The sequence below is a fragment of the Moorena sp. SIO4G3 genome (assembly GCF_010692305.1).
GTDB classification, from domain to species: Bacteria; Cyanobacteriota; Cyanobacteriia; order Cyanobacteriales; family Coleofasciculaceae; genus Moorena; species Moorena producens_A.
The window spans coordinates 1-6,212 of sequence record NZ_JAAHIG010000468.1; the positions used below are offsets into that span (position 1 = coordinate 1).

The following is a 6,212-nucleotide window of genomic DNA, read 5'->3' on the forward strand; positions in this document are numbered from 1 at the left end:
TCACAACTAATCAAGACCCTGACCCGGTGATAGCTTCGCGAAAACAACATGAGAAACGATGTTATCGGCTGGAATTCAAAATACAAACGTACAAGTATGCTGCTGAATAGTTTTGTCAGTCAACCAGATGATCATCAATGGAGTCTTAGGAGGTTTGGTTAGTATTACCGCATCCAGTGCCTATGTAAAACTATCGGCTGCTGCTTTCATTGGTATGGTAGCTGGATGGTTAGTTGTTTTCTTAGTTGGCTACTTTAACAAGTTGAAAATTGACGACCCAGTTGGTGCAATATCAGTTCACTTAGGTTGTGGCATCTGGGGAACGCTAGCAGTTGTTTTGAGTAATCAGAATAAGTTACCTTGTGACCAAATAAATGCACCACTCTGCAATACTAATGGTCTTGCACTGATAGAGAGATCCCAACAATTAGGAATTCAAGTGTTTGGTCTCTTTGTTGTTCTATTGTTTACCTTGGCTTTTAGTTGGGTCACTTGGTCAAGACTTAAAACCCTAATAGGCATTAGAGTTTCGGACGAGGATGAGCTCAAGGGGTTAGATTTGCAACTCCATGATGTAGAGACTTACCACGGTTTTAGAAAAGAGGAAGTTTAGGTAGGGACAGATATCCTACCCGGGTGCATCTCAATGCATGCAATTAGACAAAAATTCTAATAAAATTCCGACACTGCCTACACTACCCACTCTCCCTAAAATCCCCACGCTTCCGACACTTCCGGCACTTCCCTTCTTTTTTACAAAGATGAGATGCACCCTCCTACCCTTGGGATATAAGGCAGATTATCTACCACCTACCTACGCCTTTTCCGTTACCACCTTCAATATCTTTAGTAGAGGATTTAGCATTGATATAAGTCTTAATGTCGTCGATAATTTCAGCGATTTCAGATTCTAACAACCCTTGGCTGATACTACTACTGGCTTTAACTAACAAGAACTTATGGGAACCGCATGGTACCGACATAATGTAGCCATATTTAGAAGATCTAACACAAATATTTGGAGCCGGATCCCATTCCAATTTATTACAAATACGTTTGGGTAAGTAATCCATCACCCCAGCTATGCTTTTAGCAACGTCATAATCCCAATTACCGATAAGTGTTTCGGTGATTATGAAAGCATTTTCTTGGACAATGACGACTCCCTGAATACCAGATGTATCATCCTTGAATTTTTTGAGAGTGTGTGTTATTTTTTCAATATCCATACTTACCTGTTACCTTCCTGAATTATCTATGTATATGGTGGATTAGTCTACAATTTAACAAATTTAATTTATTAGATATTTATCTATCGGTAAAAAATGGGCAATAATTCAGATAATAACTGTTCTAATTTCGTCTAAAACTTTAGCCCTTTAGTCACTTAATCAAGGAAGGTTTAGTAAAATTATCTTGACTAGAGTCCTGGTGGTTGCCAGGAAATTACGTGGTTTTAAACTCTGATTTTTTTAACATATAAATCAGGCCATTGATTGGTATGAAGGCACCATTATTTGTTAGTGTCAAAACCTGATTCTTTGTTTCTATTAACTTTTCTGAGGGTGGGATGATTAGTCCGGACAGAAAACGTTAAAGTACAGAATTTGGTCAAGCATTGGGGTTAACCCAAACTTGACCGATTTTTTTTGATTGCTATATATCTGAGGCTGATCCAGAATAATTCTGGTCACTGTTGAGGGACTAGAAATGCGTACGCAAAAAATCCCCACCAGATTCTGGTAATCTCAGAACCATGGATGAAAACTGCTCCGCTTACTATAGCGCTGCATCGCTGTTCCCTGTTCCCAGATCCGCTGTTCCCTGTTCCCTATTCCCTACTCCCTACTCCCTAATCCCTAGATACACCAGGAGGAAGGCGCAGAAGAAGGGAATCTGGCGATCGCCTAATTCTACGCTACCCTGGGAATTTCGCAGAGGTACTAGGGCGTGTTTTCAAACTCGGAGATCCCCCTAAATCCCCCTTAAAAAAGGGGGATTTTGAGTATGGCTCCCCCCTTTTTTAAGGGGGGCTGGGGGGGATCATAATCTTGCGGAAAACTTTGAAAACACGCCCTAGAGGTTAGCCGTCGGCGACAAGTCCCGGTATCAGACTTTATTTTTTCGACCCATCTCTATTTGAGTTGCTCGGTGGTCATTTTCTGGGGGTTGAATCTCGCCATCATTGCTGAGGAGAGCAATAACTATGAAAGCTATTGCTACGCAAACAAAGATCACTGATCCAGGACGACTTTCGTTGATATAGTGTTCACGATTGCACTTTAGGCAGACGTAATGATCTGCGTTTTGAGAATCCTGAATCCAGGAACAATACATCTGATCGCATTTCATGATTATCACCCTCAAGTCCAGACTATAATAAAGAGAATATCTCGCAAAGCTAACCACAGCTTGACAGTAAGCATTCAGCTATCAGTCGTCAGTTCACAATGTCAGCCGTCAGCTGTCAGCCGTGAGCTAAAAGCTCACGCTACGCGAACAGCTTATTTTATTCAAAAGCACCTCAAGTACCGTGCGCGTAGCGCATAAACTGTTCGCGTAGAGTGGCCTACGGCCAATGGCTGATAGCTGATAGCTGATAGCTGATAGCTGATAGCTGATAGCTTACGTCACAATTGCCAGATTTTATGCCTGGTTATTGTTGACTTTGCACTGCTGAATATGCACCCTTAATAAAAATCAAATCAGTTGCAAACCGAAAAAAGTAAACTTAATACACTTTTTTCGCTTCTAATAGTTAGATGCGTAGATACTGATTATGAGACAAAACGTTTTACTTCCACAGATCAGCTAAGACGTACTTATAGCAAGTCTAAGACTCATGAGGTACACACGATTAGTCTCACTCCACCCCTTACCCGCGCCCGGGTTACGCACTCCCCACACTCTTAACCCCACACTCTTAACCCTACTCCCTACTCCCATTAACTCAGGACGAAGTACCTCACCCAATTGATAACTTGAAAACTGCTATATTTTCCTTTAATGTGCCCCCAAAAATGGCCTTATTTCGGGTCGCTACATCCAGAAAATTATAACGTCTCAAGGTTTCTAAAGAAAATTTTACTCAGTTTTTTCAAAGCGCGACTTCCCCTCTGACGCACCCTGTTAATAGTTTTTTTGGTAATGGCAGTGTCTGGGTACAACTCTGACGATATCTGCTCCCAGCTCAGCTCACGAAAGAATCGCATCACCAGTAGTTGGTGAAAGTCCGGCTTGGTTTGCTTGAGTTCCTTGAGGGCTAAAGTTAGCATCTCTCCTAGTGTGCCATCACAGTAAAGGTCGTCTCTTGGGCTAGCAAAAATTTGGCTTTGGATCATCGGCTCAAGTTTCTGGATAAACTTTTTTTCCGATAGTTCCCTCCTTTTGTGTTGGAAAATAATGCGCTCCCCAACTTTCTTCGCCCACGCCTCGGGGTTTTCAATCGGGCGTTCTAAGCGCTCGACTTCCGCTGCCTTCTCCCATACCTGGCTGAGGATGTCGTCCGAGTCATACCGATGCCGCAATTTGCAATCGCACAGGAGCTTGTAATAGTACCCTTTGAGATACTGGACTTGTTGAGGATTAAGGAGCGTTAATCCACAGTTTATTGATAGTAGAGCACTCATGCATTTACCTCAGTATTACATAGTGTTTATTTGGGTTGTCTAGACCCTAAGCAATCATTAAGCGACAGATCTCTTCCATTTCCTCGTTTGAATTGCTCCAAATAGCTGCTGGCTTGCACTCACTGATATTGGTTACCCAATTAATATTGTCTGGTGGGGTACCAAATCTAAAGTGCAGGGTGACCAGATTTTTGGAGGAATTATTAGCCATTAGGTGACATTGCTTGCGGTCAATGCAAACCAGTTGATTCTCCCCAAACAGCTCGCCAGGTCTGGAGGGCATTTTGTCAGGCTCTACGGACTCGTCTTGGTTAGGGAAGCGATGGGTCATTTCCCCTTCGTAGACGAAGATTGCATCTAGGGACTGACCATGGTGGTGGGCAGTGGTACCTTGCCCCGGTCTCCAGCCAATCATATAAATGGTCAGGGCAGTGGTTTGAAAAATGGCTTTGCGCGAGAAATGTTGTTCATTAAAGCTGATATATTGCTCGAGAAATCTGTGCTTCAGTTTGGTTTGGGTTACTAGTTCCTTAAAAGTTTCAAACGTCACTTGATGGGAGGGAACCCGCGTAAGATTATAAGCAAGGTTCTTGATGGAAAGGGAACTCACCACCAAGTCGTAATCAGGTATTGCCCCGGTGCTGAGTTGGTAGTCAATTAACTGATCTGCTTGGCATAGCCAATAGTTCAGTTCTTGGTCATACCTGCTATAGCTTACGATCTCTGTGATGCTTTGAGCATCTTGTGATGACAACTCAGGTTGGGTCACTAGGCGACAGTACTCTGTGACCAGCTTGGCGAGCTGTTGCTCGGAGCCGCCAAAAAGGTTTACGTGGTAGTTCATTTCCATAAGTTTTCAATTTGTCATTTTCTTTCCCTCCATAAACTAAAGATGCACAAACAGCCAATGTGTGACACACCAGCCTCTGAATGCAGATCGCCCAACCACTGTTTTTGAGGTTACCGATGGTGAGTTGATTTACTTGATGTAGGGTGGGCAGTGGGTACCAAAACGATTGTCAGCTTTTCAATTGGTCTAGGGTTTATAAATGAGATGTAAACCTGTATGGTCTTTTTTTATTGTCAAATAAAAATCCTGATCTCTTTCCCCTCTTGGCTTTTGCCTTTTTTATGGAAGCAAATTTCTGCAATACTTTTGTTTACAACCTAGATAAAAACGTGCTTATTATGCACTGCCCACCCTCCGAGTAGATGTAGATGTAGATGTAGATGTAGATGTAGATGTAGGGTGGGCAGTGGGTACCAAAACGATTATCAGCTTTTCAATTGGTCTTATGCACTGCCCACCCTAGGATTAATTTTATTTAAAATTTAGTTAATTTGATGTCGGTGGGCAGTGCCTATAAAACCGATTACCAGCTGATTTTATCGGTTTCAATTACTGCCCACCCTACGATTAATCTCTATTGCAAATTCCCGATTCCCGATTCCCGATTCCCGATTCCCGATTCCCGATTTATTAATAAAAAAAAATTTCTAAACCCCTTGACAACATATTTATTTATTGATAAATTAATAGTGTCCACAAAATCAATCCATAATTTCAGATGAGTAACAATTTTCCTCCTTCCGACAACCAAAGTCCTAAACCGAAGAAAGCCAAGCTCCTTTTGATCGGTTCTCCTGAAAAGGTTCGCAAAACAATTAATGCCATTTATTCCCTTAAGTATGCGGAGCCAGATGAGTGGAGCACTCCGGAACCCACCGGAAAACCTGGTGAGGTGATGACCTTTTTGATTCGATATTTTTACGTAGATTAAGATAGGAATTTGCCAGGGGGCAACCCTGGCAAATCAGGACTGGTGAAGGATGTTTTGTGGAGGAGGATGAAGCAGCATGAAGCAAAATGAGTTGGGATGTTATAGCGCTACGCGCAAGGCAAAAGGCAAGAGGCAAGAGGCAAAAGTTGACGTGCATTAGCTTTTGAGCTTTTATCAATGTCAAACACATTAATGCGTAGTGCTATATTGCTTTCCAGCAGTTGCTGACTAACTCGGAAATCATGTCATAGTTGATCTGAAATTATCGATAGTTGAGTGCAGCTCAGCTGTATTTGTGGAAGGTTAAAGTACAGAATTCGGTCAAGGATTGGGGTTAACCCAAACTTGACCGATTTTTTTTTAGGGAGATAGGGAGTCGGGAGTCGGGAATCGGGAGTCGGGAGTCGGGAGTCGGGAGTCGGGAGTGTGGGGAGATAGGGGATATTTTTATTAAGTGCGTTCGTGTAGCGTGACCTACGGTCAATTGGGAAGCGCTAGCTTTTTGGGCTAATTGCCTATCTTGTATGGTGCGTTAAAAAAGTGTAGCGCACCTGTTTAACTATCAGTAATGCGATCGCGTAGTGGCTCAGAGCATCGCTAGAGCAACCAACACACTGAAACGGCTACAAGTTAGATGGCAAGAGGGTTTTGAGAGGTGAAGTGGGGTGAATGGCCTGAGTCGATATCAAAAAATTGGTGCTAACTCGAAAAATTCCAAAATAGGGTTTTGAGATCGTCTTAAAGGTGTAGAGACAAAAGACAGAAAATAAAAACTTTGTCCAATGTCGAAACCTGAAAAGGT

Annotated in this window: 10 protein-coding genes; 5 read left to right on the top strand and 5 right to left on the bottom strand. The window is 42.5% G+C overall.

The features are described 5' to 3' along the window. Window positions 1-112 precede the first annotated feature (112 nt). Window positions 113-613 carry a hypothetical protein gene (locus F6J99_RS40180; RefSeq protein ID WP_293121763.1) on the top strand — a complete coding sequence of 167 codons (501 nt, stop codon included), beginning with the start codon at window positions 113-115 and terminating at the stop codon, window positions 611-613. 190 nt (window positions 614-803) lie between these two features. On the opposite strand, the gene F6J99_RS40185 is transcribed toward F6J99_RS40180, so the two are convergent. Beyond that, window positions 804-1,229, bottom strand: a complete 426-nt coding sequence (locus F6J99_RS40185) for a hypothetical protein (protein WP_293121765.1) — start codon at window positions 1,227-1,229, stop codon at window positions 804-806. A gap of 527 nt (window positions 1,230-1,756) precedes the next feature. Here F6J99_RS40185 and F6J99_RS40190 point away from each other — a divergent pair. Continuing rightward, window positions 1,757-1,978 carry a hypothetical protein gene (locus F6J99_RS40190; RefSeq protein WP_293121767.1) on the top strand — a complete coding sequence of 74 codons (222 nt, stop codon included), beginning with the start codon at window positions 1,757-1,759 and terminating at the stop codon, window positions 1,976-1,978. 131 nt (window positions 1,979-2,109) lie between these two features. On the opposite strand, the gene F6J99_RS40195 is transcribed toward F6J99_RS40190, so the two are convergent. Next, the gene (locus F6J99_RS40195) at window positions 2,110-2,352 is read right to left on the bottom strand and encodes a hypothetical protein (protein ID WP_293121769.1); all 243 of its coding nucleotides are present in this window, start codon (window positions 2,350-2,352) and stop codon (window positions 2,110-2,112) included. 490 nt (window positions 2,353-2,842) lie between these two features. Between F6J99_RS40195 and F6J99_RS40200 the strand changes: the two genes are divergently transcribed. Continuing rightward, window positions 2,843-2,977 (top strand): hypothetical protein, encoded by a 135-nt coding sequence (locus F6J99_RS40200; RefSeq protein WP_293121771.1) that lies wholly within the window; start codon window positions 2,843-2,845, stop codon window positions 2,975-2,977. Window positions 2,978-3,053: 76 nt separating this feature from the next. On the opposite strand, the gene F6J99_RS40205 is transcribed toward F6J99_RS40200, so the two are convergent. Then, window positions 3,054-3,629 (bottom strand): sigma-70 family RNA polymerase sigma factor, encoded by a 576-nt coding sequence (locus F6J99_RS40205; RefSeq protein ID WP_293121773.1) that lies wholly within the window; start codon window positions 3,627-3,629, stop codon window positions 3,054-3,056. A 46-nt stretch (window positions 3,630-3,675) separates the two neighbouring features. Continuing rightward, entirely contained in the window at window positions 3,676-4,473 is a 798-nt protein-coding gene (locus F6J99_RS40210; RefSeq protein WP_293121775.1) for a hypothetical protein, read from the bottom strand. Between the two features lie 506 nt (window positions 4,474-4,979). Between F6J99_RS40210 and F6J99_RS40215 the strand changes: the two genes are divergently transcribed. Both F6J99_RS40215 and F6J99_RS40220 read left to right on the top strand, forming a co-directional pair. Continuing rightward, the gene (locus F6J99_RS40215) at window positions 4,980-5,201 is read left to right on the top strand and encodes a hypothetical protein (protein WP_293121777.1); all 222 of its coding nucleotides are present in this window, start codon (window positions 4,980-4,982) and stop codon (window positions 5,199-5,201) included. Continuing rightward, window positions 5,198-5,410: a hypothetical protein gene (locus F6J99_RS40220; protein ID WP_293121779.1), complete on the top strand. Its 213-nt coding sequence runs from the start codon at window positions 5,198-5,200 to the stop codon at window positions 5,408-5,410. The genes F6J99_RS40215 and F6J99_RS40220 overlap by 4 nt, the downstream gene beginning before the upstream one ends. Before the next feature lie 334 nt (window positions 5,411-5,744). On the opposite strand, the gene F6J99_RS40225 is transcribed toward F6J99_RS40220, so the two are convergent. Continuing rightward, on the bottom strand, window positions 5,745-5,894 hold the full coding sequence (locus F6J99_RS40225; RefSeq protein WP_158517141.1) for a hypothetical protein: 150 nt from the start codon (window positions 5,892-5,894) through the stop codon (window positions 5,745-5,747). Between the last annotated feature and the right edge of the window lie 318 nt (window positions 5,895-6,212).

Excerpts from the sequence above, each read along its gene's own strand:
- F6J99_RS40185 (WP_293121765.1), bottom strand. The coding sequence starts at position 1,229 with ATGGATATTGAAAAAATAACACACACTCTCAAAAAATTCAAGGATGAT.
- F6J99_RS40190 (WP_293121767.1), top strand. The coding sequence starts at position 1,757 with ATGGATGAAAACTGCTCCGCTTACTATAGCGCTGCATCGCTGTTCCCT.
- F6J99_RS40195 (WP_293121769.1), bottom strand. The coding sequence starts at position 2,352 with ATGAAATGCGATCAGATGTATTGTTCCTGGATTCAGGATTCTCAAAAC.
- F6J99_RS40200 (WP_293121771.1), top strand. The coding sequence starts at position 2,843 with ATGAGGTACACACGATTAGTCTCACTCCACCCCTTACCCGCGCCCGGG.
- F6J99_RS40205 (WP_293121773.1), bottom strand. The coding sequence starts at position 3,629 with ATGAGTGCTCTACTATCAATAAACTGTGGATTAACGCTCCTTAATCCT.
- F6J99_RS40210 (WP_293121775.1), bottom strand. The coding sequence starts at position 4,473 with ATGAACTACCACGTAAACCTTTTTGGCGGCTCCGAGCAACAGCTCGCC.
- F6J99_RS40220 (WP_293121779.1), top strand. The coding sequence starts at position 5,198 with ATGAGTAACAATTTTCCTCCTTCCGACAACCAAAGTCCTAAACCGAAG.